Annotated in this window: 21 protein-coding genes and 5 pseudogenes; 18 read left to right on the top strand and 8 right to left on the bottom strand. The window is 66.3% G+C overall.

The window, feature by feature from the left end; translation table 11 throughout:
- Positions 1-146 precede the first annotated feature (146 nt).
- The 10 genes and pseudogenes from G4G31_RS10960 (at position 147) to G4G31_RS25765 (ending at position 6,954) form a co-directional block, all read left to right on the top strand.
- A complete protein-coding gene (locus tag G4G31_RS10960; protein WP_229425516.1) occupies positions 147-908 on the top strand; it encodes a metal-dependent hydrolase in 762 nt (253 codons plus the stop codon).
- Between the two features lie 145 nt (positions 909-1,053).
- Positions 1,054-1,239, top strand: a complete 186-nt coding sequence (locus tag G4G31_RS10965; RefSeq protein ID WP_182991445.1) for a hypothetical protein — start codon at positions 1,054-1,056, stop codon at positions 1,237-1,239.
- 59 nt (positions 1,240-1,298) lie between these two features.
- A complete protein-coding gene (locus G4G31_RS10970; RefSeq protein WP_229425517.1) occupies positions 1,299-1,736 on the top strand; it encodes a hypothetical protein in 438 nt (145 codons plus the stop codon).
- A gap of 14 nt (positions 1,737-1,750) precedes the next feature.
- Positions 1,751-3,332 (top strand): annotated as a pseudogene (locus tag G4G31_RS10975) (AAA family ATPase).
- A 327-nt stretch (positions 3,333-3,659) separates the two neighbouring features.
- A complete protein-coding gene (locus tag G4G31_RS25755; RefSeq protein ID WP_229425589.1) occupies positions 3,660-4,112 on the top strand; it encodes a general secretion pathway protein GspB in 453 nt (150 codons plus the stop codon).
- Complete coding sequence (gene mobB / locus G4G31_RS10985) at positions 4,099-4,683, top strand: molybdopterin-guanine dinucleotide biosynthesis protein B (protein ID WP_229425518.1); 585 nt, start codon at positions 4,099-4,101, stop codon at positions 4,681-4,683. Before G4G31_RS25755 ends, mobB begins: the two co-directional genes overlap by 14 nt.
- 19 nt (positions 4,684-4,702) lie before the next feature.
- A complete protein-coding gene (locus G4G31_RS10990) occupies positions 4,703-4,900 on the top strand; it encodes a YjfB family protein (RefSeq protein WP_182991448.1) in 198 nt (65 codons plus the stop codon).
- 95 nt (positions 4,901-4,995) lie between these two features.
- Complete coding sequence (locus G4G31_RS10995) at positions 4,996-5,292, top strand: DUF2282 domain-containing protein (RefSeq protein WP_182991449.1); 297 nt, start codon at positions 4,996-4,998, stop codon at positions 5,290-5,292.
- Positions 5,205-6,043 (top strand): annotated as a pseudogene (locus G4G31_RS25760) (DUF692 domain-containing protein); the annotation flags it as partial. The gene G4G31_RS10995 and the pseudogene G4G31_RS25760, both read left to right, overlap by 88 nt.
- Positions 6,044-6,117: 74 nt before the next feature.
- Positions 6,118-6,954: a DNA-binding domain-containing protein gene (locus G4G31_RS25765; RefSeq protein WP_229425519.1), complete on the top strand. Its 837-nt coding sequence runs from the start codon at positions 6,118-6,120 to the stop codon at positions 6,952-6,954.
- Here G4G31_RS25765 and G4G31_RS11010 read toward each other — a convergent pair.
- From G4G31_RS11010 to G4G31_RS29060, 5 genes and pseudogenes are all read right to left on the bottom strand, one after another.
- Positions 6,941-8,587 (bottom strand): proprotein convertase P-domain-containing protein, encoded by a 1,647-nt coding sequence (locus G4G31_RS11010; RefSeq protein ID WP_182991451.1) that lies wholly within the window; start codon positions 8,585-8,587, stop codon positions 6,941-6,943. The two genes, G4G31_RS25765 and G4G31_RS11010, sit on opposite strands and share 14 nt — an antisense overlap.
- 415 nt (positions 8,588-9,002) lie before the next feature.
- Positions 9,003-9,287 (bottom strand): DUF883 domain-containing protein, encoded by a 285-nt coding sequence (locus G4G31_RS11015; RefSeq protein ID WP_182991452.1) that lies wholly within the window; start codon positions 9,285-9,287, stop codon positions 9,003-9,005.
- A 104-nt stretch (positions 9,288-9,391) separates the two neighbouring features.
- A complete protein-coding gene (locus tag G4G31_RS11020) occupies positions 9,392-9,604 on the bottom strand; it encodes an RNA-binding S4 domain-containing protein (protein ID WP_182991453.1) in 213 nt (70 codons plus the stop codon).
- A 58-nt stretch (positions 9,605-9,662) separates the two neighbouring features.
- Positions 9,663-10,100: a lyase family protein gene (locus G4G31_RS29055; protein ID WP_374011304.1), complete on the bottom strand. Its 438-nt coding sequence runs from the start codon at positions 10,098-10,100 to the stop codon at positions 9,663-9,665.
- Positions 10,095-10,996, bottom strand: a pseudogene (locus tag G4G31_RS29060) (lyase family protein); the annotation flags it as partial. The gene G4G31_RS29055 and the pseudogene G4G31_RS29060, both read right to left, overlap by 6 nt.
- Before the next feature lie 147 nt (positions 10,997-11,143).
- On the opposite strand from G4G31_RS29060, the gene G4G31_RS11030 reads away from it, so the two are divergent.
- Complete coding sequence (locus tag G4G31_RS11030) at positions 11,144-12,322, top strand: hypothetical protein (RefSeq protein WP_182991454.1); 1,179 nt, start codon at positions 11,144-11,146, stop codon at positions 12,320-12,322.
- 596 nt (positions 12,323-12,918) lie between these two features.
- Here the strand turns inward: G4G31_RS11030 and G4G31_RS11035 are convergent.
- Entirely contained in the window at positions 12,919-13,200 is a 282-nt protein-coding gene (locus tag G4G31_RS11035) for a flagellar protein FliT (protein ID WP_182991455.1), read from the bottom strand.
- 309 nt (positions 13,201-13,509) lie between these two features.
- On the opposite strand from G4G31_RS11035, the gene G4G31_RS11040 reads away from it, so the two are divergent.
- From G4G31_RS11040 to G4G31_RS11060, 6 genes and pseudogenes are all read left to right on the top strand, one after another.
- Complete coding sequence (locus G4G31_RS11040; RefSeq protein WP_182991456.1) at positions 13,510-16,179, top strand: M1 family metallopeptidase; 2,670 nt, start codon at positions 13,510-13,512, stop codon at positions 16,177-16,179.
- A 40-nt stretch (positions 16,180-16,219) separates the two neighbouring features.
- Complete coding sequence (locus G4G31_RS11045; protein WP_267873666.1) at positions 16,220-18,154, top strand: M13 family metallopeptidase; 1,935 nt, start codon at positions 16,220-16,222, stop codon at positions 18,152-18,154.
- On the top strand, positions 18,121-18,285 hold the full coding sequence (locus G4G31_RS27530; protein ID WP_267873667.1) for a M13-type metalloendopeptidase: 165 nt from the start codon (positions 18,121-18,123) through the stop codon (positions 18,283-18,285). Before G4G31_RS11045 ends, G4G31_RS27530 begins: the two co-directional genes overlap by 34 nt.
- A gap of 3 nt (positions 18,286-18,288) precedes the next feature.
- Positions 18,289-18,941, top strand: a pseudogene (locus tag G4G31_RS11050) (class I SAM-dependent methyltransferase).
- Between the two features lie 35 nt (positions 18,942-18,976).
- Complete coding sequence (locus G4G31_RS11055) at positions 18,977-19,153, top strand: CsbD family protein (protein WP_182991457.1); 177 nt, start codon at positions 18,977-18,979, stop codon at positions 19,151-19,153.
- A 5-nt stretch (positions 19,154-19,158) separates the two neighbouring features.
- The gene (locus G4G31_RS11060) at positions 19,159-19,311 is read left to right on the top strand and encodes a hypothetical protein (RefSeq protein WP_182991458.1); all 153 of its coding nucleotides are present in this window, start codon (positions 19,159-19,161) and stop codon (positions 19,309-19,311) included.
- Positions 19,312-19,563: 252 nt separating this feature from the next.
- On the opposite strand, the gene G4G31_RS11065 is transcribed toward G4G31_RS11060, so the two are convergent.
- Positions 19,564-20,667 (bottom strand): AI-2E family transporter, encoded by a 1,104-nt coding sequence (locus G4G31_RS11065; protein ID WP_182991459.1) that lies wholly within the window; start codon positions 20,665-20,667, stop codon positions 19,564-19,566.
- A 196-nt stretch (positions 20,668-20,863) separates the two neighbouring features.
- Here G4G31_RS11065 and G4G31_RS11070 point away from each other — a divergent pair.
- A pseudogene (locus tag G4G31_RS11070) lies at positions 20,864-21,043 on the top strand (CsbD family protein).
- 268 nt (positions 21,044-21,311) lie between these two features.
- On the opposite strand, the gene G4G31_RS11075 reads toward G4G31_RS11070, so the two are convergent.
- A complete protein-coding gene (locus tag G4G31_RS11075) occupies positions 21,312-22,511 on the bottom strand; it encodes a hypothetical protein (protein WP_229425520.1) in 1,200 nt (399 codons plus the stop codon).
- Between the last annotated feature and the right edge of the window lie 325 nt (positions 22,512-22,836).

Genomic DNA, 22,836 nt, shown 5'->3' on the forward strand with positions numbered 1-22,836 from the left:
GGTGTCGGTAGCGTCGACATTAAGGGAAACATGGCCGCTACGCGCAGCCCAACCGATAGACGTGCAAAATAGCGGTATCAACCGTCGAAGAGGGCGATGAACGGCGCGGGTTCTCCGCCCATGCCCCGGTGCACGAAGGAGCTGCCATGCTTGATTTAACTGTCCGCAAGATCGACGTCGACCTGTCGCAGGGCTTCGGCCGCCACTGGAATGGAGGCGATGCCTACCGCACCCAGCTGTTCAATGCGCTGTCGATGACCTTTCCCCTGGGGGAACAATTGTTCATCGATGCGGTGCGCGACGTGCCCGAGGCATGCCTGCGCGATCCGGTGCTGCGCGCCCAGGTGAAGGATTTCGTCGGCCAGGAAGCGACTCACCGCCATCAGCACGTGCAGTACAACCGCGAGCTCGAACGCCAGGGCCTGCCCTATACGCGCGAAGAAAAGCTCAAGAAACGCATGCGCCGTGTGGATAAGCTGGGAGTGCTGAACAGGCTGGCCATTACCTGCGCGCTCGAGCACTACACGGCGATGCTGGCCGACGGCGCGCTGCGCTACCCCGAGTGGCTGCAGGGGGCCGAGCCGCAGATGCGCACGGTCTGGTCCTGGCATGCGGTGGAGGAGCTCGAGCACAAGGGCGTCGCGTTCGACGCCTATGTCGCGGCGGGCGGCGGCTACCGGCGCCGGGTGTTGTGGTACCTGCATGCGAGCGCGATCTTCGCGATCGACGCCTTCATGCAGACGCTGCACAACCTGCGCAACGATGGCCACCTGTTCAAGGCCCGTACCTGGACGGGGCGCTGCGCTTCTGGTTCGGGCGCAACGGGCTGGCGCGGCACATCGTGCGGCCGGCGCTGGCCTACCTGTCGCCGCGCTTCCACCCCTGGCAGCACGACAACAGGGACTTGATCGCGGCGTGGCTCGAGCACAACAGCAAGGCCTGGCAGCCCGTCCGGACGCGCGCTTCCTGAGCAGAGACGCACTGTGGCGGGAGCCAGCGCTGCCATGGGGCGCCGGGAACTGTCATAATGCGCACTCGCGCAAGGAGAACAGAGTGATTCGTTACATGGGCACGCGCAGGAACAGCGAAGGTGCCATCGTCTATGTATTTATCGTGAACGGCCTCGAGAAGGAGGTACGCGAGCACGCGCTCAAGCAGCATCCCGGCTGCTACGAGGCGCTGCCTGCTTCCACGAAGGCGAAGATCGCCGCCAATCGCGACTGGCTGTCCAAGTTGTGACCTGCCTTGCCGCCGGTGCATTCAGCCGGGCAATGCGCCCGCGGCTTGCGGCCGGCATCGTGCTGGCGCTGGCCTGCTCGAGCGCGGCGGCGGCGCCCTCTACCTTCGGCACCGTCATCGGCAGCGCCTTGCTGTGCCGCAGCCATCTCGAGAATGCCTATTTCCATCAGTACCTGACCACCGCCTTCGGCCCGGCCTACAAGCACGAGGGCGGCGCCTTCTGGTTCAAGCTTGATGCCAGCCTGTGGGGCAAGCCGGTCCTGGAGGTGATGGTCAGCGACGATACCAGCGCCATGGTGTTTGTCGGCGCCGTCGTCGATGCCAGGCCGGAAGAGCTGGAAGAAGCGATCCGGGTCAGTGCCGGACTGCATCACAAGGCCCGGGACGGTTCGGCCGCGCCCTTGAGGATTTCCAATCCGGGCAGCGTCATCGCTTATCAGAACGGCAAATCCAAAATATACTGCGCGAGGTATAAACCTCTGCCGCCAGGCCGCTAGTTCGTCGACTCCTCATGTACACCCATTACTTCAGCCTGAAGCAGGCTCCGTTCTCGATCGCGCCCGACCCGCGCTACCTGTTCATGAGCGAGCGCCACCGCGAGGCGCTGGCCCACTTGCTGTACGGCATAGGTAGTGGCGGCGGGTTCGTGCTGCTGACGGGCGAGATCGGCGCCGGCAAGACGACGGTCTGCCGCTGCTTCATCGAGCAGATTCCCGACAATTGCCGGCTTGCCTATATCTTCAACCCGAAGCTCACCGTCGCCGAACTGCTGCAGTCGGTCTGCGAGGAGTTCCGCATCGCGGCACCTGGTGGGCAGGGCGGGGTCAAGGGCTATGTCGACGCCATCAACCTGTACCTGCTCGAAGCGCACGCCCAGGGCCGCAACAACGTACTCGTTATCGACGAGGCGCAGAACCTGGCGCCGGACGTGCTCGAACAATTGCGCCTGCTGACGAACCTGGAAACGAGCGAGCGCAAGCTGCTGCAGATCATCCTGATCGGCCAGCCGGAACTGCGCACGATGCTGGCGCGTCCCGAGTTGGAACAATTGGCCCAGCGCGTCATCGCCCGCTACCACCTGGGGCCGCTGTCCGAGCCCGAAACCGGTGCCTATATCGCGCACCGCATGGCGGTGGCCGGTTTCGTCGGCGCCCCGGTGTTTCCGCCGGCGAGCGTGGCACTGGTGCACCGCATTAGCCACGGCGTGCCGCGCCGCATCAACCTGCTGTGCGATCGCGCGCTGCTGGGCGCCTATGTGGAAAACAGCCGCGAGGTGACGCGCAAGATCGTGCTCACGGCTGCCGCCGAAGTGTTCGCGGGCGAGGGGGCGGCACCGCCGCCACGCAGGGCGCGCTGGCCGCTGGTGGCGGGCGGGCTGCTGGCTGGCGCCGCACTGAGCGCGGCCGCGGCCTGGCAGGTGTTGCCGCACGCGGCGGCACCCGTGTCGCCGGCCGCGTCCGCGACCGGCAAGGTCACCCGGCGCCGGCGGCGACGGTGCTGCCGGCCGGACAGCTTGATGAAGCGGCTGCGCTACGCGCGCTGGCCCGGCTGTGGGGCGCACCGCTGCCGGCGGGCGAACCCTGCCAGGTGGCCTACCGTCTCGACCTGCGCTGCCATGGGGGGGCGCGGCGGCATCTATGAACTGCGCCAGCTCGACCGCCCGGCCGTGATCACGCTGCGCGAGGGCGCGGCCACGCGCTACGCCGTGCTGGTGGGCATGGACGAGCGCAGCGCCACGCTGGAAGCCGGCGGCAAGCGCCAGCGCGTCGACCTGGCCGCGCTGGTCGCGCGTTTCAGCGGCGAATACACCACCTTCTGGACAATGCCGCGCGCCTTCCGCGACCACGGGGCAGGGCGACGAAGGACCGGATGTCGACTGGCTGGCGTCGCGCCTGGCCCAGCTCGGCCGGGTGGCGGCGCCAGATGCCGGCCGGCCACTGGACGCGCGCACCCGCGAGTGGCTGCGCGCCTTCCAGTCGCAACAGAACCTGAAAGCGGACGGCGTGGCCGGTCCGCGCACCTATATGCGCCTGAACCAGATGACCGGCGTGAACGAGCCGCGCCTCCTGGCCGGCGCGGGGACGGGACACTAAATGTCGTACATTCTCGAAGCACTCAAGAAGGCGCAAGCCGAACGCCAGCTGGGCAACGCCCCGGACATCCACACCCCGGCACCGCTGCAGGTGGCCACGCCGGCGCCAGGGCCAAACCGCAAGCCCTTACTGCTGGGGCTGGGAGCGGGCGTGCTGGTGGCGGGCGTGGTCGGCGTGTTGGCCTGGCGCGCGCAGGCACCCGGTGATGCTCAGCCGGCCGTGCTGGCACAGGCCCCGGCCGCAGCGACTGCGCAGCCGGTGCCGGCCCCTGCACCGGCTGTCGCACACGCGCCGGCTGCCCCACAGGCGCCATTGATCTTGCCGGATGTGCCCGCCGACACGGCCCCGCCGGTGCCTGCCAGGCCGATGCCGGCGGCACCCGCGCCGACGCCTCCCGCTCCGGCGCCCGCGCCCCGCCGCGCGCCCGGGCAGCCCGCTGCCGCATCGGCGCCTGCGCCGCGCGACGCCGTGCCGGAAGCCGTGTATTTGCCGGCCCCGGCGCGCGTAGCCGAGACGCCGGCGCCGCGTCCGCCCGAGCCGCCGCTCGAGGAGAACCTGCGTACCTTGCAGCAGCTGCCGGACGCGATCCAGCGTGAGGTGCCGAAGGTCAGCTTCGGCGGCTACATCTATTCGCCGAACCCGGCCGATCGGCTGCTGCTGGTCGACAAGATGCTGCGCCGCGAGGGCGAGGAGGTGGCGCCCGGCCTGGTGCTGGAACGCCTGCTGCCGAAGTATGCCGTGATGAACTACCGCGGCACCCGCTACCGTGTCGGCTACTGATTCCCCTGCGGCCGCGAAAGCGGTGTGTGGCAAGGTGCTGGCCGTGGTCGGCTGGTCCGGCAGCGGCAAGACGACCCTGCTCGAATTCCTGGTCGGGGCGCTGGCCGCGCGCGGACTGCGCGTGAACATCGTCAAGCACAGCCACCACGACATCGTGCTGGAGCCGCCGCACAAGGACAGTGCGCGCCTGCGCGCGGCCGGCGCCGCCGAGGTGATGATCGCCTCGCCCTACCGCTATGCCATCCTGCGCGAACTGCGCGGGGAGGGCGAGCCGCCGCTGGCGGCCCAGCTGGCGCGCCTGGCGCCGGCCGACCTGACCCTGGTCGAAGGCTATAAATGGGAGGCGCTTCCCAAGCTCGAGGTGTATCGCCCGGCGCTGGGCCGGCCGCCGCTGTATCCCGACGATCCGCTGGTGGTGGCGGTGGCCTCGGATGAGGCTCCCGACGAGGCTGGCCTGCATGCGCCCCCATGGCTCGACCTGAATGCGCCGGCAAGCGTCCTGGCCTGGCTCGAATCCTGGATGACGGCAGATCCTAAAGTTTCCGAAAAACAAGCCGTTAATGGGGGATAACCCTCACCAGGAGCATCGCATGGACGTCGCCAGCATCGCCAAGTTGTCCACCACTATTGCCGAGACCGGCAACAAGGAAGAAGTCGCCATGACCATGCTGAAAAAGCAGCAGGACATGCAGAAGTCGATGGCCACCCAGCTCCTGGGCACCATCGCGCCGCCTCCCGCGCAGAACCTGCCGGCGCATCTGGGCCAGAACGTCAACACGACCGCCTGAGCGCTGGTAATCTTGTCCCCGCCGGTTGCCGCCACGCGGCGGCCGGGTTATCCTGCCGGGTGCCCATTCGCCCACGCCCTGCCAGGAACCGCTCCATGAACAAACGCCAAGCCGCCATCGCCGCCGCCCTTGCCGGGCTCTGCGCCGCCTCGTCCACGGGCGCTGCTGCGCAAGACGATTCCATGTATGGCAGCAAGCCGGACCAGGAGCGCTGCTACGGTGTCGCCAAGACCGGGCAGAACGACTGCGGCACCGCCACCCACGGCTGCGCCGGCATGGCACGTGTCGACAACGATCCGGCCGAGTGGAAGATGGTGCCGAAGGGCAGCTGCGAAAAGGCGGGCGGCAAGCTCAGCGCGCCATCCACCCAGCCGCCCGTCCGGGCAAAGTAAGCGGTGCGGGTAGAGGAGGGCGCTGCTGCCGGCGTCGGCGTCGGCCTGCGCGCGCCGCACTACCGCGCCTTTTCGCCACGCGCCAGCCGGTCGGCTGGCTCGAAGTCCATAGCGAAAATTTCCTCGCCCGCGCTGGCTGGGACTGGCACGTGCTGCGCACGCTGCGCCGCGACTATCCCGTCAGCCTGCACGGAGTCGGCCTGGGGCTGGGCTCGGTGCATGGCTTCTCGCTCGAACACCGGCACGCGTGCGCGCGCTCGTCGATGCCGTCGAGCCGGCCCCGGTCTCCGAACACCTGAGCTGGGGCGCGCTGGGCGAACGCCACCTGAACGATTTATTGCCGCTGGCGCTGGACGAAGCCATGCTGGCGCTGCTGACCGGGCGGGTAGGGCGGGTGCAGGATGCGCTGGGGCGCCAGCTGCTGCTGGAAAACGTGTCGCGCTACGTCCGTTTTCGCGGCGACACGATGAGCGAGGCGCAGTTCCTGGCCGAGCTGGTGCGGCGCAGCGGCTGCGCGCTGCTGCTCGACGTGAACAACCTGTATGTCAACCAGCAGAATCACGGCGAGGATGCGCTGGCCGCGATCGCCGCGCTGCCGCAAGACGCCGTACGCGAAATCCACCTGGGCGGCCACCTCGACGCCGGCGGCCTGCTGGTCGACCATCACGGTGCCCAGGTTGCGCCGCCCGTCTGGACCCTGTACCGCGCGGCATTGGCGCGCTTTGGCCGCGTGCCTACCCTGATCGAATGGGACAGCGAGGTGCCGGCGCTGGAAGTGCTGCTGGCGGAAGCCGGCAAGGCGGAGGCGATCGGCGCTGCCTTCCGGTGCCGGCGCCGCGGGCAGGCGAAGAGACACCCGCGCCGTATGTGCCCGGGCCTGCACTGCGCGCTCATGCCGGCCTGCAGGCCAGCTTTGGGGCGGCCCTGTTCGACGCCGGGCGCGAAACCGAACTGGCGCAGGCCTTGCTTGGTGCCAATCCCGTCGAACTTGGGCGGCGCATCGCCGTCTACCGCGGCAACCTGCACGCCAGCTGGGAGCGCGCGCTCGCAGCAAGCTATCCGGTCCTGCGCGAACTGGTGGGGACGGCATTCTTCACGGCTATGGCGCATGCCTATGGCCGCGCGCACCCGTCGCAGGAGGGCGACCTGGCCGCTTTCGGCGCGCAGCTGGCTCGATTCATTGAAGCCTATGCGCCGCTGGCCGCCTATCCCTACATGGCGGATATGGCGCGCCTGGAATGGACGCTGCACCGCTGCGCCAGTGCCCCCGAGGCGCCGGTATTGCACGCCGTCGATCTCGCCGCCACCGACCCGGCAGCACTGGAGGCAGGCCGCTTCCCGCTGCATCCGGCCTGCGCCCTCGTTTCCAGCCCCTGGGCGGTCGGGACACTGTGGCGAGCGCATGGGGAGGGCGGTCCGCCGTTTCCGCAGCAAATGGCCACGCCGGGCTACGTCCTGGTGACGCGCCCGCGCTGGCACCCCAGCGTGACCGATATCGATGCGGCGGCACATGGGGCACTGGCGGCGCTGGCCGCCGGTGCCACCCTGGGTGATGCGCTCGACGCGGCGTTCGCACTGGACGAGGCTTTCGACCTGGGCGCACGCTTGCGCGAGTGGCTGGCGCTGGGCGTCTTCCTGCGCAGCGACCTTACTCCGACTTGAAGGTCCAGCTTTCAATGTGGCCGGTGTCCTGTGCCCCGCGGTCGCTGACCCGCAGGCGCCAGGTACCCAGGCGCGCCTTCGAGCCGAGCGACAAGGAATAGCTGCGGATGATGTTGTCGGTCCCGCTGCCGCTGCGGTTGTGCAGGTTGTACACCGTGCCGTCCGGCGCAATCAGGTCCATCACCAGGTCGCCGATGTAGGGATGGATGATGCGCACATCGACCGTCACCGCACCCGCGCTGCCTGCCGTATTGACGCTTACCGGGCTGGCCACGCCGGTCGTGTTGTTGTCGGGGATCGTGTAATCGCCCGTATTGCTGACTGTGACGCTTGCAGACACCGGCGCGGCCCGGAAGCCTGCGAGTGTGGCGGCACGCTCATTGAGTACGCGCGCGTTGTTCGAACGGGTGCTGGTCCCCATCGCCACGCCGTTGCGCGTCTTGCTGGGGTTGGACCACCAGTTGATGCGCGGGCAGCCGTTCGGGCAGTCATAGGCCATGATGGTGCGCCAGTTGCGACTCGGCGACAGGTAGCCGTGGCCATACGCATATGGCGTCGTGCTGCTGTCTTCCTCCGGATTGTGGCGCGCCCCGAACAGGTGGCCCAGCTCGTGGCCAAACGAGTAGTTGCCGACCGCGCAATCGGCGGTCACCGCCACGAAGGCCGAGGTGCTGGACGCGTGGATGGTGCCGTTGCCGCAGCCGCTGTTCCCGTCGGTCAGGAGCACGCCCACATCGGCCGCGTAGGTAGTGCGCTGGGCATGGATTTCGTCCATCACGCGGTCGTCGACGTCGGCATAGCGGCTACGATCGGTGCTGTTGCTGCCGCTCTCGCTGTAACTTACCGGCGCCACATGCGCCAGCTCCACGCGTGCATTCACGCCCGCGTTGACGTAGCCCTGGTTGGTCTCAGCCACCGCCAGGTTGATCTCGCCAACGATGTCGCCAATGCGATTCTTCGCGGCCGGCGTGTAGTTCACCAGCACGCGGATGACCGGCGTCCCGGCCAGGGCCGGCGTCACCGTCGTGCCGGGCAGCGTGGTGGCCGGTAGCTGGCGCTCCAGCGGCTGGCGTTCCAGCGGCTGGCGTTCCAGCGGCTGGCGCTCCGGGGACTGGCGCTCCAGCTCCCGGCGATATTCGCTTTCTTCGTGGTCGCGCGGGAAGGCGGCGCTGTCGATCTCGGCCACCGCATGGCTGCCATCGGCGGCGCTGCGGATGCGATACAGCTTGCCTTCGTGGCGGATACTGCCCGTTACCCGGCCTTCATGCACGACCAGGATGGTTTCTTCCGCTGCCGCTTCGGGCGTGCCGGGTGCCGCGGCATTGTGCTTGCCCACCCAGACGGCCACGCCGCCGCGCGTGTCGTAGCGCTGGGCGCGGCGTGCGGTGAACTGGCGCCCGTCCGGCAGCGGCATGCTCAATTCGGCCGCGCCCAGCGCGGCCGGGTTGACGTGCAGGCCAAGGCGCGCACGGCCTACCTTGTTGTCCTTGCCGAAGGGCGAGTTGGCGGCCGCGGCCTGGCCGGTGACGCTGCGCGTGGCGCCGTTTTCAAGGAACAGGGGTTCTGCCGCGTGACCGGCTGCGCTCGCCAGCAGCAGTGGGAGTGCGAGGGCGAGGGGAAGGCGTTTGATCATTGCTGGGTCTCCGTCGTTGTGGTTTTATCTTTTACTTAACAATTAAAAAATTGTTAAGTGATAAGAGTAGAACGTCGGAAACGCCTCGGTCTTGCTTCTTCGCGACAGCAGTTGCGCGATCACGCCAGAAGCGCAATCCCGGATGAGCATGCCCCGTCGAGGGCGCGGAGCGGTTCGTCGGCAGCGGCGCACCGGCTGGTCCGGGCACGCGCTTCCCCCGCCACGGCAAGGCAGATGCAAGGACAACCGACGATGGGAAGGACCGAACGAGGCGGGCACGACAAAGCCCGCGTACGGCGCCGGAGGGCGGATGAGGAATCAGGAGGGAACAGCAGGGCGAACGACAATGAAACAGCGCAACAGGAGGTGGACTCGTGCAACGCGGAGCGCGGCGCCGGAGGGCGCCGCGATGGACTCAATGGAAGGCGCGCAGGATCCGTGCTTCGCCGGTCAGGTCGGCGTAGCGCTCGTTGGCCAGCCGGGTCGCTTCCATCATGCGACACAGCTGGGCGTCCTCGAAGCGTTCGAGCTCTTCGTTGGCCGCGTTGAGCGCCATGGCCAGCTTGGCGCGCGCGTTCTGGTACAGGACGCTGGTGTATTGATCGGTGTTTTTCAGCAGCTCTTCCGCGTTTTCAATGACAAGGCGCAGATCGCCGATCAGCCTTTCCTGCGTTTGCGGGTTTTCGTCCGGAGTGTTCATCGCTCTCACCTTAAAGCCGGTTGATCACGTCTTAAAATTAAAACAAGGACTACCGGTCGCGTTTGTCTGCGCGCAAAGGTGCGCCGTAGAGGCCGGCAGTCCGCCTACTGCACCGAGATACGTACGTCGCCCACGGTCACGGTCTGGCCCGTGCGGATTTTCGCGGTCTTGCGCAGCTCCTGCTTGCCGTCGACCGACACCGCGCCGCTGGCCACCATGTTCTTGCCGGCGCCGCCGCTGTCGCACAAGCCCACCAGTTTCAACAGCTGGTTGAGTTCGACGAACTCGGATGTCAGTTCGAAAGTTGTCTTTTGCATACTATCCTCTGGAAAAATTGTAGGGCGCACAGTTGGGTTCGGTTTGCGCCCCCAACCCTCATTCCGGATCCGGCCGCGTCATGTCGATCGGAACGATCCACTGCTTGAACTGCTCTTCGTTGACATGGCCCGATTGCAGCGCCGCCTCGCGCAGCGTGATGCCGGTGTGCTGGGCGTGCTTGGCGATTTGCGCGGCGCGATCATACCCGATGTGCGGTGCCAGCGCGGTCACCAGCATCAGCGAGCGTTCCATCAATTCGCCGATGCGCGCGCGGTTCGGCTCGATGCCCTGCGCGCAGTGCTCGTCGAAGGAGCGCATGCCATCGGCCAGCAGGCGCGCGCTTTGCAGGAAGTTGTGGGCGATCATCGGCTTGAACACGTTCAGCTCGAAGTTGCCCTGGGAAGCGCCGATCGTCAGCGCGACGTCGTTGCCGAACACCTGGCAGCACAGCATCGTCATCGCTTCGCACTGGGTCGGATTGACCTTGCCCGGCATGATGGAACTGCCCGGTTCGTTCTCGGGGATGGTGATTTCGCCCAGGCCCGAGCGCGGGCCGGAGGCCATCCAGCGGATGTCGTTGGCGATTTTCATCAGGGCCGCGGCCAGGGTCTTGAAGGCGCCATGGCTGCTCACCAGGGCGTCGTGGCCGGCCAGCGCGGCAAACTTGTTCGGCGCGCTCTTGAACGCCAGGCCGGTGCGCGAGCCAAGCTCGGCGGCGATGCGCGCGGCGAATTCCGGATGCGCGTTCAGGCCGGTGCCGACCGCGGTGCCGCCGGCGGCCAGCGCCAGCAGGCCGGGCAGGGTGGACTTGATCGCGCTTTCCGCAAATTCCAGCTGGGCGACGTAGCCGGAAAATTCCGGCCCAGCGTCAGCGGCGTTGCGTCCTGCAGGTGGGTGCGGCCGATCTTGACGATGTCGGCGAAGTCGCGCGACTTGACGAGCAAGGTGCCGCGCAGCCGGGCCAGCGCCGGCAACACTTCCTTCGTCACCGCGATCGCCGCCGCCACGTGCATGGCGGTAGGGAAGATGTCGTTCGAGGACTGCCCCATGTTGACATGGTCGTTCGGATGCAGCAGGCGTGCCTCGCCCCGCTCGCCGTTCAGCAGCTCGGAGCCGCGGTTGGCCAGCACCTCGTTCATGTTCATGTTGCTCTGGGTGCCGGAGCCGGTCTGCCAGACCGCGAGCGGGAATTCATCGGGATGGCGGCCGTCCAGCACCTCGTCGGCGGCGGCAATGATGGCGTCGGCCTTGTCGCGCGGGAGCTTGCCGAGCGAGCGGTTGACGGCGGCCGCGGCGCGCTTGACTGGGCCAGTGCGGCAACCAGTTCCGGCGCCATCTTTTCGGTCGAAATGTGGAAGTGATGCAGGGAACGCTGGGTTTGCGCACCCCACAGGTGGCTGGCCGGTACCTCGATCGGGCCGAAGCTGTCTTTTTCTATCCGGTTTTCCATGGACTCGTCCTGTTATTTCGAAGCTGGAGCTAAAGAGTGTATCCGAACACCCGTTAATTACGCTTAGGCTACAAATTCACCCGATCCCATGGCGACCCGTCTTTCCCTACTGCTGTCGAGCTTGCTAGCAGCCTCCGTTTTCCCGGCCGCCGGCGCGCATGCGGCCGAACTGGGCGAGGCGAAAGTCGGGTCCCATATCGGCCAGCCGCTCGTCGCCGACGTCGAACTGACGATGATCGACGACGCCGCCAACCCGGTCCAGGTGCGCCTGGCTGACCCGAATGTGTACCGCGGCGCGAACATCGCCATGCCGGCGGTGCTGGGCAGCCTGAACATGTCTGTGATGCGCCGCGATGGCCGGCAGTTCCTGCATCTGACTTCGCTCAAGCCGGTGGAAGGCCGGCATCTGCACCTCTACCTCGACCTGGCCGACGGCAAGGAAAGACAGGTGCGCCTGGTGACCTTGTGGCTGACGCCCGATCCGAATCCGGTTCCGGTGCCAGCACCCGCGCCAGCCGCGCCGGTCGCCGCCGTCGTACCTGCTGCTACGCACGCGGCAGCGGCCGCTCCGGCGGGGCCTGCGCCTGCCGCGCGCAAGGCACCGCCAAACCCATGCCGAACGCGCGCCGAAAAGGCACGCGCCGGCACCGGCAAACCCCGCTGCGTCCCCCGCGCTTGCGGCCAAACCCGCAACCTGCGCAGCGGCACCCGCCGCCGAGCACGTCAATGCCTGCGTCGCACTCGGCGAAAAGAACGCCGCCCTGCGACACGAGCTTGTGCGCCTCGAAGACAGGATGGACAAGCTGCAGCTGCTGGCCGGCCACGCGTCGGCGTCGGCGCCGGCAAAGGATGCCACGGCGGTCCTGGATGCGGACGTACAAGGCCCCGAGGCGCATGCTCCATCAAACCGGCCGCCCCGCAGGCCGCGCCCCGCATCCACGCCAAACCGAAAAAGGCCCCGCCACCGGAAGCGGAGACGTCCTGGCTGCCGATCGCGGGCGCGGTAGCCGCGCTGCTGGCACTGGGCGGCCTGGTGGCCATGCTGGTGCGCCGCCGCCGTGCCGCGAGCGGCAAGATGGCGCAGCAACAGGAAGCTGACAGTCCGGAAAAGGGGGCCGGCGTCTCTGGCGCGGGCTCCGGCAAGCGCAATTTCGTGGCGACTGTGAAAGCGCGCTTGATGGCCTTGAGGCGACATAACCCGGCGCAGGACGCTGCGCAAACGGCGCCGGAAAGCGCTGCGCAACCGGCCGCGGAGGCGGTCGAATAGCCGCGCACGAATCGTCTACACAACTGCGAATTTTGCGCTATACTGAATTCGCTGGTTAACAAAACCACAAAAAAACGGCCCCAGGGTCCGGCGCAGCCACCACCGATAGCGTGGCGCGGGAACCGGTCTTTCGTCGCAAGACGCCTGGCTCCGGAAGCGGTCTGACTGCCAACAGCGGCAGCTGACGCCGGATGCAACCGGCAAAGAGGCGACCACCGGGATTACCTGGTGTTCGCTCTCCGAATTCAGTGGTCCGGGTTCCGGGCCGCGGCAAGAAGGCGCCCCTGAGGCGCCTTTTTGTTTGCCTCGCGATTTGTTTGCTTGAAGTTTTTGTGCGTGTAGAAATCGGACCCGTGCGGAGAGGGCGGCGCCTGTCCGGACGCGAGTTCGTCCACGCTCGCATGAACCGGCCGCCGGGACGAGGCCGCTGTTCGTCCGGCGCGGAAAACAAAAAAGCGCCCGCAGGCGCTTCGATGTCGGCCGATGCCGGCTTGGTGCGCCATACAAAACCTTCAGGACAAGGCGCGGCGTCGAAGACAGGTCGAGCGTACGGCAAGACGATGCAACGCTGGACTGGAGGTTTTGTCAGGCGCTCTTTAGTGCGGACGCATCGCCTGGTCCAGCTGTCCCATCCAGGGTTCGGTCACGTCGCGGATGGCGCGGTCGTTGGCCATGATCTGCTTGAGGAGGGCAATCTTGCTCAGGCGCTTGGCGCCGTCCAGCGCCGGGACGCCCGTCGCCGCGACGCTCGCCTGTGCAGCACATTCGCCCTGCAGCTGGTCGAAGCTGTTCCAGTCCCCCGTTTGCGCCGCCGTCGCCATCTTCCCGGTCAGGCCGGCGATGTTTTCATACATGGAGAGGACTTCGTTGGGGGTCATGTTAGCACCGCGACAATGTTATTCCGGTCGGATGACCGGTTGTCCTCCTTTTACGGCAGGGCTGTCGGGAACTTTAGGGTGTTCCTGAAAAAAAATCAAAATATTTTCCGACGCGCGGCGTGCCGGGGCAGCCGGCAGCGGCAGCACGAGCAATCGCCTGTCCATGCCGCATATTGCCGGGTTTATGCAGTCCAGCGCCCGATTCTGCGGCCTGTCGCATCAAGCCCCTGGCAGGTGCAGCCTTGACGTAGAGTGCGTGCTGGGTTGCTGCGCCGGACGCGGCGCCGACATACTAAGAGAGAGCACAAGATGAGAGACCACCAAGCTTCGAGCCTGGCCACGAACCGGGCCTGCGTCGCGGCCATCGCGCTGGCCCTGGCGGCCGGCAGCGCGCAGGCGGAAGCGCCGTTTTCCTTCGAGTCCACCCCAGGCAAGCTGCCGAAGGACGTCATTCCACTGCTGTACGACGCCCACCTGGTGCCGGACATGGCCGCCGACACCTTCCGCGGCGAACAGACCGTCGAGATCGAGGTGCTGCGTCCCACGCGCAGCATCGTCCTGAATGCCGCCAACCTGGCGATCGAGCGCGCGACCCTCGCCAAACGCGGCATGGCCGAGCGCGCGCTCACGCCCATCCTCGACGCCGAACACGAAACCCTGCGCTTCGACCTCGATGCGCCGCTGGCGCCGGGACGCTACCGCCTGGCCTTGCGTTTCAGCGGCCAGATCAACCGCGAGGGCAGGGGACTGTTCCAGGTGCGCTACAAGGCGGGAGCGAGCGACAAGAAGCTGGTGGCGACCACGATGGAGCCATCCGACGCGCGGCGCATGCTGCCCACCTGGGACGAGCCGGCCTTCCGCGCGCGCTTCAAGCTGACCGTCGACGTGCCCGCCAGCTTCAAGGCCTACTCGAACACGCCAATCGAAAAACAGCAAAAGCTCGCCGGCGGCCTGCAGCGCATCAGCTTCGCGCCCACCCCGAAGATGCCGAGCTACCTGGTGGTGCTGGTGGCGGGCGAGATGGAACGCGTCACCACGCGCCAGGACGGCGTCGAGATCGGCGTCGTCACCACCGAAGGCAAGCGCGGTTCCACCGCTTTTGCATTGAACAGCACGCGCGACCTGCTGCGCTACTACAACAATTATTTTGGCGTGCCTTACCCGCTCGCCAAGCTGGACCAGATTGCCATCCCCGGCGGCTTCAATGGCGCGATGGAAAACTGGGGCGGCATCGTCTATAACGAGTCGACCCTGCTGTACGACCCGGACAGGAGCCCGGAGCAGGTCAAGAAACTCACTTTCGAGGTCAACGCCCATGAAGTCGCGCACCAGTGGTTCGGCAACCTGGTCACGATGGCCTGGTGGGACAACCTCTGGCTCAACGAAGGCTTTGCCTCCTGGATGGCGGCCAAGGCAACGGCCCACTTCCATCCCGAGTGGCGCCCCTACCTGGACGGCATCGTCGAACGCGAGAGCGTCCTGAACCTGGACGCGCGCAAGACCACCCACCCGATCCAGACCCGCATCGACAACGAGGAGCAGGCTGCCGGCGCCTTCGACGCCATTACCTACGTCAAGGGCCAGGGCTTCCTGCGCATGCTCGAAAGCTGGGTCGGCGAAGACGCCTTCCGCAAGGGCATCCGCGCCTACATGGCGAAGCACCAGTACTCGAATACCACCACGGCCGACCTGTGGGCGGCGATCGAACAGACCTCCGGCAAGCCGGTGTCGAAGCTCGCCGCCGACTGGACCACCCAGCCCGGCTACCCATTGATTTCGGTGAGCCAGCGCTGCGAGGACGGAAAGCGCCAGGTCACGCTGACGCAGGAACAGTTCCGCGTGGACGAACCTGCGCGCGAGGAAAGGCTGTGGAACGTGCCGCTGCAGGTCGGCACCATCAACGGGCGCGCCTGGTACACCCTGCTGGCGAACCGCAGCAGCACCATCACCCAGGGTACGTGCGAAGGTACGCTGGTGGTCGATCCGCAGAGCGTCGGCTTCTTCCGCATCCAGTACGACCGCGCCAGCTTCGACGCCCTGGCACGCGATGCGGCGCGCCTGCCCGACACCACCCGCCTGAAGCTGCTCACCGATACCTGGAGCCTGGTTGCGGCCGGGCGCATGCCGCTCGATGCCTACACGGCGCTGGTGGCGAAATACGGCGACGAGCCGCGCCTGGCTGTCTGGGATTCGATCCTGGTCAACCTCGGCACGCTCGATAACCTGGCGCGCGGCGAGCCGGAGCAGGCCCTGGTGCGGCGCTTCATCATCGACTTCGTGCGTCCGAAATTCGCCAGACTCGGCTGGGAAGACAAGCCTGGCGAATCGTTGGAAGAGCGCCAGTTGCGCGCGCAACTGGCGAGCGTACTGGCGCTGGCCGGCGACGAGCGCGCGATCAACGAAGCGCGCGCGCGCTTTGCCAGTTATCAGCGCGACCCGGCCTCGGTCAGCCCGGAAATGCTCGACTTCGTGTTCGGTACCGTCGGCCGCTATGCCGACGCCGCCACCTACAAGGCGCTGGGCGAGCGTGTCGCCGCGGCCGGGACCGATGAAGAGCGCCACCGCGCGGGACGCGCCATGACGGGCGCGCTCGACCCGCAACTGGCCGAGGCCACGCTGCGCATGGCGCTCTCGCCCCAGGTGCCGGCGAACCTGGCATCGATGATCGTCGCCGGGGTAGGACGCCAGCACCCGGACCTGGCCTGGCGCTTCGCCACCGCCAACCGCGACGCGCTGTTGCAGAGCACCGATGCGGTCGGGCGCAACCGCGCGCTGGCGGGCGTGGTCGCGGCATCGAACGATGCGCGCCATGCGGATATGATGGAACAATATGTTGGCAAGCATTTTGGCCCGGACGCGCTGGTCGAAGCCCAGCGGGTCGGCAACGGCATCCGCGTGCGCGCGGCCCAGAAGGCGCGCCTGCTGCCCCAGCTGCGCGCCGCCCTGCAGACGCCACCACACTCACCGCAATCACATTAAATAGCGAGAAGAGGAAGACATGAAGACAAGCCCGACACCCATGAAGCGCGCCCTCGTCCTGGCGCTGTGCGCCGCCACGCTGGCACCGATGCTGGCCGCCGCGCAGTCCACGGCAAGCACGGCCAAAGCCCCTGAAAAACAGCTTGAAAAGCAGGCTGAAAAACAGGGCGACAAGCCGGCGAACATGACCGTGCTGCCTGGCGACGACTTCTTCGCCTATGCCAACGGGGACTGGCTGGCCAGGACCGAGATCCCGGCCGACCGCGGCTCCTGGAGCGCCATGGGCGCGCTCGCCGAAGAGACCAACACCCGCATCGCCAAACTGATCGAGGAGCTGGGCGCGGCCAAGGCGACAAGCGGCGAGGCGCGCAAGGTGGCCGACTTCTACGCCGCCTACATGGACGAAGCCGGCATCGAAAAGCGCGGCCTGGCGCCGATCCAGCCGATGCTCAAGGGGATCGCAGCGATCAAGGACAAGGCGGCGCTGGTGCGCGCGCTCGGCGCCTCGGTACGGGCCGACGTCGATCCGCTCAACGCCACCGACTTCTACACCGAAAACCTGTTCGGCCTGTGGGTGGCCGGCGGCCTGACCGACCCGTCGCGCAACCTGCCTTACCTGCTGCAGGGCGGCCTGGGCCTGCCCGACCGCGCCTACTACCTCGAGAACAATGCGCGCATGGCCGAGCTGCGCACCAGGTACCAGCAACACATCGCCGCGATGATGAAGCTGGCCGGCTTCGACAAGCCCGAGGAACGCGCCGCGCGCGTGTTCGAACTCGAGCTGGCGCTGGCCCAAACCCATGCCACGCGCGAGGAATCGGCCGACATCCAGAAGTCGAACAATGTCTGGAGCGCGAAGGACTTCGCCGCGCGCGCGCCGGGCATCGACTGGGCTGCCTTCTTCAAGGCTGCCGGCCTGCAGGGCCAGGAACGCTTCCAGGTCTACCACCCGAGCGCCGTCATCGGCGCGGCCAAATTGCTGGCCAGGGCCGATGTCGCCACCTGGCGCGATTACCTGGCCTTCCACCAGATCAACCAGTACGCCAGCCTGCTGCCGAAGGCTTTTGCCGACCAGCGTTTCGAATTCAACGGCAAGGCGCTCACCGGCACGCCGCAGCAGTCGGCACGCTGGAAGCGCGCGCTGGCCGCGACCAACGAGGCGATGGATGAAGCCGTCGGCAAGATCTACGTGGGGCGCTATTTCCCGGCCGAGAACAAGGCAAAAGTGCAGGCGATGGTCGCCAACATCATCGACGCATTCAGCCGCCGCATCGACAAGCTCGACTGGATGGCGCCGGCCACCCGCGCCCAGGCCCAGGCCAAGGTCAAGTCGCTGTATGTCGGCATCGGCTATCCGGAGCGCTGGAAGTCCTATGACGGCTTGCAGGTCGCCGCCGGCGACGCCTTCGGCAACGCCGTGCGTGCCGAGGAGTACCGCTATAAACAGGAACTGGCGAAACTCGGCAAGAAGCCCGAGCGCACCGACTGGGCCATGCCGCCGCAACTGGTCAATGCCGTCAACCTGCCGCTGCAGAATGCGCTGAACTTCCCGGCCGCCATCCTGCAGCCGCCGTTCTTCGATCCGAATGCCTCGGACGCGGCCAACTATGGCGCCATCGGCTCCATCATCGGCCACGAAATCAGCCACAGCTTCGACGACCAGGGCGCCCAGTTCGATGCCCAGGGCCGCCTGCGCGACTGGTGGACGAAGGAAGACCTGGCGCACTTCAAGACCGCGTCGAACAAGCTCGTCGCCCAGTACGGCAGCTATAAACCCTTCCCGGACCTGGCGGTGAACGGCCAGCTGACGCTGTCGGAAAACCTGGCCGACCTGGCGGGCCTGGCGGCCGCCTACGACGCCTTCAAGACCACGCCGGCCGGCAAGGTGGCGGCTGCCGATCGCCAGTTCTTCACGGGCTTCGCCGGGGCTGGCGCAGCAAGATGCGCGAAGCCTCGCTGCGCCGCGCCGTGCTGACCGACGGCCACGCACCGGCCCAGTACCGCACCTATATCGTGCGCAACCTGGATCCGTGGTACCAGGCCTTCGATGTCAAGCCGGGCCAGTCGCTCTACCTGCCGCCGCAGGAACGCGTGCGGATCTGGTAAGCGATGGACAACCTGGACGAGATCGCGCGGCGGACGCTGGCGCACTACGAGCAGAGTGCGCGGCAGTTCTTTGCCGGTACCATCGACCACGATGTCAGCCAGAACGTGGCGGCGCTGCTCGATGCCATCGAGGCGCCGGCGCCGTACACCCTGCTCGACCTGGGCTGCGGGCCCGGGCGCGACCTGAAGACCTTCAGTGCGCTCGGGCACCGCGCGATCGGGCTCGACGGCGCGCATGAGTTCGTCGAGATGGCACGCGGGCACAGCGGTTGCGAGGTCTGGCACCAGGATTTCCTGCACCTGGCGCTGCCCCGGGCATGTTCGACGGTATTTATGCAAACGCGTCCCTGTTCCACGTGCCGAGCGCGGCGCTGCCCGGCGTGCTGGCGGCGCTGCACGCCAGCCTGAAGCCGGGCGGCGTGCTGTTCAGCTCGAACCCGCGTGGCCACAACGAGGAGGGCTGGAATGGGCCGCGCTACGGCAGCTATTACGATTACCCGACCTGGGAGCGCTACCTGGTGGTGGCCGGTTTCGTGCCGCTGCACCATTACTACCGGCCGCCAGGCTTGCCGCGCGCGCAGCAGCCCTGGCTGGCCAGTGTCTGGCGCAAACCTATTGTTAATCAGCGAACAGAATTGCCCGGCGATCAGGCATAAGCTGGAAGCTCGATTTCAACCGAAGAGGTGATGGCATGAACGACGACCAAATCAAGGGCAAGGCCAAGGACATCGGCGGCAAGATCCAGGAAAAAGTCGGCGAAGTCACCGGCAGCCGCCAGCAGCAGGGTGAGGGATTGTCGAACCAGGCCGAAGGCAAGGTGCAGGAAAAAGTGGGCGACGTGAAGGATATCTTCAAGGGAAACAACTGATCCTGATGCCTGCAGGAACGAAAAGCCGCGATTCGTCGCGGCTTTTTCTTTGTCCGCCATTGCTCGCCAGCCATGCGCTGGCCGGCAATATTGCCAGCCTCGCCATGAAGGTACGCAAAGCGACAACAGATGGCGCCATCGCGGCGCCAGCAGATTGACTTTGGGAAGGCCGTCCTGGGGTGTCGTGCGAGCTCGGTCGCAGCTTCATTCCCGCCGCCGGGGCGGACTACGGGGCCCGCTTCGGGTGGAAGGGGAAAGGATGCGTGGCGAACATCAGCGAGATCGGCGTCGAAGACGAACAGGTGCGTCATGTTCCTGTCGAGCTTGCGCGCGTTCCCGAATGCCGCCAGGCGGGCACCGGGCAGCGTGCCCGGTGTGGCATCGGCCCCGCAAACATGCGGGGATCGGGCTCAAGCCTTGTCCCCGACCTCATCCCCCAGCACATCCTCCACATACAGCATCTGCACGAGGACCTTGATGACCGCCGCCAGGGGCGTCGCCAGTGCTACGCCGGCAAAGCCGAACAGGGTGCCGAACACCAGCTGCATGACGATGGTGAGCGCCGGCGGCAGGTCGACCGCTTTCGACTCGATCAGCGGCTGCAGCACGTAGCCTTCCACCAGCTGCACGCCGACGAAGAGCAGCACCGTGTACAGGGCCAGGTCCGGGCTGATCGAGAACGCGATCAGCACCGCCGGGACGCCCGCCATGATCGGTCCGAGGTAGGGCACGAAATCGAGCAGGCCGGCAATGATGCCGAGGATGAGTGCCAGCGGCACCCCGAGCAGGCTCAGGCCCACCGAGGTCGCCACGCCGACGATCAGCATCGACAAGGACTTGCCCAGCAGCCAGCTGCCGAGGGTGCGGCCGATGGTCGACAGCACCTCGCGCGCACGCTGCCGCTTCGCCTGCGGCACCAGCCTGATGAAGCCGTTCGTGTACAGGGTGGGCGAGGCGGCGAAATAGATACCGACGAACAGGATGATGACGACGTTGCCGAGCGCGCCGACGACGCCGCCGAAGAACAGGCCGGCGTTCGGCACCAGCGCCGACATCTGCCTGACGAGCTGCTCGGGCGAGGGCAGCCCGGCCATTACGCGCTTGAGCATGGGATGCTCGTTGATGGCCCCTTGCAGCTGCTGCAGGGATTTCGGTACGGTCTCGGCCAGCCGGGTCGCCTGCTCCGAGACCTGCGGCGCCATTGCCCAGCCGCCCAGGACGATCGCCGCCAGCAGCAAGACCACCACGAGGGCGAGGGCGATCTGGCGCTTGCACTTGATGCGCCGCGCCAGCATTGCGCTCAGCTCGTAAAACAGCACGGCGCACAGGACGCAGGCAAAGGTCAGCAGCAGGGCGTCGGCCGCGAACCAGGCGGCGGCCAGCCCCAGGATGAACAGCACCCCGATACCGTCGATGATGGCCACGCGTTTCATCAGGCTGCGTGGGGCCGCTCTGGAGACCTCGTCCGTGGACGCGGCGGCGGGCCGGCCTGGGGATTCAATATGCTCGCTCATGATGCCCCTTGATTAACAAATTGATAAGCAAAGACTACCATTTGTCACGCGCCGTCGCCGCATGGATGAGCTGCCGGCGCGCGCCCGCGGTATTGCAGAGCTATGTGAAGACACGCACGGAACGCGGCGGTACGGGGGCGTATTCTGGCCTCGTCGCGCTGTCATCCGACCGCGCCTGCCACGCAAGGAGATCATCATGAACAAGGACCAGGTCGAAGGCAAACTGCAAGACATCGGCGGCAAGATTCAGGAAGAAGCCGGCAAGCTGGTCGGCAACCCCGAGCAGCAGGTCAAGTGACTGAAGAACCAGGTCGAAGGCAAGACCCAGGAGAAATACGGCGACGCCAAGGAATCCCTGCGCGACGCCACCAACTAAGAGCCTATCCCGGTAGTCCGGAGTCGCTGCTGGCGCGCCTGACAAACGCGTGCTGCGTTGCTCGTCGTTGCATGGCCAGCCATGCGGCCTCCTCGCGCCTTGCCCGCGCTTGCCATGCATCGCCACCAGCTTTCCCCGGACTACCGGGATAGGCTCTAAGCTGCTCCAAGCGGCGCCCTGACGAAAAAACGGCCCCGGCGCGTGATGCGCCGGGGCCGTTTCTTTACGAGCGTACCGCTGCCGCCTTGCGAAGGCAGCGTGCCCGGGCTTACTGCACTTCGAAGGCGCCGATGTCGATCTTGCCGCCCAGCGTGCTGCGGGTCGTGTACGAAGCGGTGTGCTTGTAGCTCGACGTTGCCTTCAGCGACAGGCCGCCCGCCGAGTTGCCTGGTGTCGAGCCTGCGTTGACGATTTGCAGGTTATCGGTCACGCGCAGGTCGTAGGCGGCGCGGTTGACGAAGCTCGGTGCCAGCGACTGGAAGTTGGTCGTCTTGACCGCCGTCGCCTGGTTGGTGATGCTGCCGTAGCCGCTGAACAGGTTGTTGATCAGCTTGGCCGGCGTGGTCACGTTCTTGCTGACCACGACGAAGGTGCCACGGGTGCTGTCGTCGTTCACGAAGGTATTGTTCACCACGTACAGGTCGGTCTTGCGGTCGCCCACGCCTTCTTCACCGTAGGACACCAGGATCGGGTTGTTGCCGCCGGTCGGCTGCATGATCACGTTGCCGGTGATATAGGTGGTGCCGCCGTTCGGCACGTTGATCTCGTAGCTCGGACGGCCCGAAGCGGTCGTGCCGGTTTCGCCGGTACGCAGGCTCGAGAAGCGGTTGTACGCGATGGTGTTGTACAGCGCGCGCGTCTTCAGGTTGTGGCCGACATTGGCATCGTGCGAATAGTTGTAGCGGAAGGTCAGCTTCGCCACTTTGCCGATGTAGATGTTGTGGCTGTAGCCGTCGCCGTAGCCGTTGTGGCCGAACTCGTTGCGCTCCAGCGTGACGGTGCTGGCGGTGTTGACGCCGCTCAGGATGCCGTTTTCGTTATCGTGCAGGAACGAGTTACGCAGCGTGAAGTTGGTGCCTTCCAGGCGCAGGGCGGCGCCGTTCTTGTCGACGACCTTCGCGCCAACCATCTCGACATTGTCGATGACGATGTTGCTGCCGACGACGATCCAGGTGCCCTTGCCGAGAGCGTTCTTGCCGGCGGCATCGATCTTCGGACGGCCGTTCACGCCGCGGATGGTCAGGTTGCTCTTGTAGATGGCGCAGACGTCGCCCGAATAGGTGGCGGCCTGGATTTCAATGGTGTCGCCGGTCTGTGCGGCGGCAAATGCCTTGCATGGGGTCGCGTAAGTCTTGCCTGCGCCGACGCTGAGAATGGCTGCCGAAGCCGGGGCCGCGATTGCGGCGCCCAGGACGAGGGCGGAGGCGGCCAGGGTGATGCGGGTAGCGCTGATACGGATGGCTTGCATGTTGAATCTTCCTTGTGTGTGCCCGCTCGTTTGAGCGTGTCTGTAGATCAGGAACATGCAGAATACCGCGAGGAATTAATTCCGTGTGGATATATTTCAAGGTGGATTGCTAACGCCAGGACACATAGTTCACAATTCTCATAGGAAAGGAAGTGCATTTGCGGGCAAATGCAACTACAAAAAAAATTTTGATAGTGTCCCTATTTCGCAACAAAGGCCGTTGACTTTTTGTTGAGTTGTCAGAAATTTTGTGTAATGCCCGGCAACTATCGAGCTAAAAAGACAAAAAAGGCCGGCAAGCCATGTTGGCGTGCCGGCCCGGATA

The organism is Massilia sp. Se16.2.3 (assembly GCF_014171595.1).
Lineage (GTDB): Bacteria > Pseudomonadota > Gammaproteobacteria > Burkholderiales > Burkholderiaceae_D > Telluria.

What these genes read in the sequence shown, in the direction of transcription:
- G4G31_RS10960 (WP_229425516.1), top strand. Translation starts at nt 147, where the DNA reads ATGCTTGATTTAACTGTCCGCAAGATCGACGTCGACCTGTCGCAGGGC.
- G4G31_RS10990 (WP_182991448.1), top strand. Translation starts at nt 4,703, where the DNA reads ATGGACGTCGCCAGCATCGCCAAGTTGTCCACCACTATTGCCGAGACC.
- G4G31_RS10995 (WP_182991449.1), top strand. Translation starts at nt 4,996, where the DNA reads ATGAACAAACGCCAAGCCGCCATCGCCGCCGCCCTTGCCGGGCTCTGC.
- G4G31_RS11010 (WP_182991451.1), bottom strand. Translation starts at nt 8,587, where the DNA reads ATGATCAAACGCCTTCCCCTCGCCCTCGCACTCCCACTGCTGCTGGCG.
- G4G31_RS11015 (WP_182991452.1), bottom strand. Translation starts at nt 9,287, where the DNA reads ATGAACACTCCGGACGAAAACCCGCAAACGCAGGAAAGGCTGATCGGC.
- G4G31_RS11020 (WP_182991453.1), bottom strand. Translation starts at nt 9,604, where the DNA reads ATGCAAAAGACAACTTTCGAACTGACATCCGAGTTCGTCGAACTCAAC.
- G4G31_RS29055 (WP_374011304.1), bottom strand. Translation starts at nt 10,100, where the DNA reads ATGCCGGGCAAGGTCAATCCGACCCAGTGCGAAGCGATGACGATGCTG.
- G4G31_RS11030 (WP_182991454.1), top strand. Translation starts at nt 11,144, where the DNA reads ATGGCGACCCGTCTTTCCCTACTGCTGTCGAGCTTGCTAGCAGCCTCC.
- G4G31_RS11035 (WP_182991455.1), bottom strand. Translation starts at nt 13,200, where the DNA reads ATGACCCCCAACGAAGTCCTCTCCATGTATGAAAACATCGCCGGCCTG.
- G4G31_RS11040 (WP_182991456.1), top strand. Translation starts at nt 13,510, where the DNA reads ATGAGAGACCACCAAGCTTCGAGCCTGGCCACGAACCGGGCCTGCGTC.
- G4G31_RS11045 (WP_267873666.1), top strand. Translation starts at nt 16,220, where the DNA reads ATGAAGCGCGCCCTCGTCCTGGCGCTGTGCGCCGCCACGCTGGCACCG.
- G4G31_RS27530 (WP_267873667.1), top strand. Translation starts at nt 18,121, where the DNA reads ATGCGCGAAGCCTCGCTGCGCCGCGCCGTGCTGACCGACGGCCACGCA.
- G4G31_RS11055 (WP_182991457.1), top strand. Translation starts at nt 18,977, where the DNA reads ATGAACGACGACCAAATCAAGGGCAAGGCCAAGGACATCGGCGGCAAG.
- G4G31_RS11060 (WP_182991458.1), top strand. Translation starts at nt 19,159, where the DNA reads ATGCCTGCAGGAACGAAAAGCCGCGATTCGTCGCGGCTTTTTCTTTGT.
- G4G31_RS11065 (WP_182991459.1), bottom strand. Translation starts at nt 20,667, where the DNA reads ATGAGCGAGCATATTGAATCCCCAGGCCGGCCCGCCGCCGCGTCCACG.
- G4G31_RS11075 (WP_229425520.1), bottom strand. Translation starts at nt 22,511, where the DNA reads ATGCAAGCCATCCGTATCAGCGCTACCCGCATCACCCTGGCCGCCTCC.